Annotated in this window: 1 protein-coding gene; it reads left to right on the forward strand. The window is 72.2% G+C overall.

The features are described 5' to 3' along the window. Nucleotides 1–222: 222 nt before the first annotated feature. On the forward strand, nucleotides 223–1,362 hold a 1,140-nt coding region (locus UK12_RS32585), incomplete at its 3' end, for a DUF885 domain-containing protein (RefSeq protein WP_045306820.1).

A 1,362-nucleotide genomic window follows, 5' to 3' on the forward strand; every position in this document is an offset into this window, starting at 1 on the left:
AGTTCGCGGCCTCCGGCAACCGGGTGTACCTGCCGTTGGCCGACTGACCGCCGACTGCTGAGCGCCGCCCCGGGGGCCGGAGGGGGATCCCCGGTGCGGCACTCAGCAGTCAGGTCAGACCGTTGTCCGCTCCACCGGTATCCACAGCTCCGCCGAGGCGACTTCGACGCCGAGCCCTGACCGCCTTGAAGGCCGAGGCCGACGGCACGTCAGGATGTCCGTATGGGACATGAATCGATCACCCCGCGCAGCATTGCCGACAGCCATCTCGAGCAGGTGGCCGCACATGACCCGATGACCTCCGCCTGGCTGGGCCTGAACCGGGGCGACGACCGGCAGCCGGACCTCTCGCCGGACGGCTTCGAGGCCCACGCCGAGGTCGCTCGCCGCAGTCTCGCCGCACTCGACGCCGCCCCTGCGTCGGACGACCCTGCTGAGCGGGCCTGCGCCCGGCTGCTGCGGGAACGCCTCACCGCCGAGCTCGCGATGCACGACACCGGCGAGAACTTCCGACAGCTGCGCACCGTGGGCGCGCACGTCGACCAGGTGCGGACGATCTTCACCTTCATGCCCACCACCACTGACGAGGACTGGGCGGCGGTGGCCGGACGACTGCGCAACCTCCCTGGCGCGCTGGACGGCTACCGGGCCACTCTCACCGAGGGGATCTCCCGGGGCCTGCTCGCTGCTCCCCGGCAGGCCGCCGGGGTGATCGGCCAGCTCGCCGACTGGACCGGGGAAGCCGCCGGACAGCATGCGGGCAGTGGCACGGGCTGGTTCGCCGACTTCGTCGCGGGCGGCACCGATCGGCTGCGCCCCGAGCTTGACGCCGCCGCCCGCCAGGCCACTGCCGCCGTCGCCGAGTTCCGCGACTGGCTGCGCGACAGCTACCTCCCCGCCACGGCGGACACCCCGGACGCCGTCGGCCGCGAGCGCTACCTGCGCGCCGCCCGCTACAACACCGGTGCCGAGCTCGATCTGGACGAGGCTTACGCCTGGGCCTGGGACGAGTTCCACCGGACGCTCGCCGAGATGCGCTGCGAAGCGGAGCGGGTCCTGCCCGGCTCCACCCTCCTCGAGGCCATGCACCACCTGGACGAGCACGGCCACGCGGTCAAGGGCGAGGAGGCCATCCGCGACTGGCTGCAGCAGCTCATGGACGAGGCGATCACCGCCCTCGACGGCACCCACTTCGACCTCTCAGGCCCGATCCGCAAGGTCGAGTCCAGGATCGCGCCTGCGGGCAGCTCCTCCGGGCCCTACTACCAGGGCCCGAGCCTCGACTTCAGCCGCCCCGGACGCACCTACCTGCCCACCCTCGGCCAGGACACCTTCCCGACCTGGCAGCTCGTCAGCATCTGG

Origin of the sequence: Saccharothrix sp. ST-888 (assembly GCF_000955975.1) — a bacterium.
In the GTDB taxonomy this organism is placed as follows: Bacteria; Actinomycetota; Actinomycetes; order Streptomycetales; family Streptomycetaceae; genus Kitasatospora.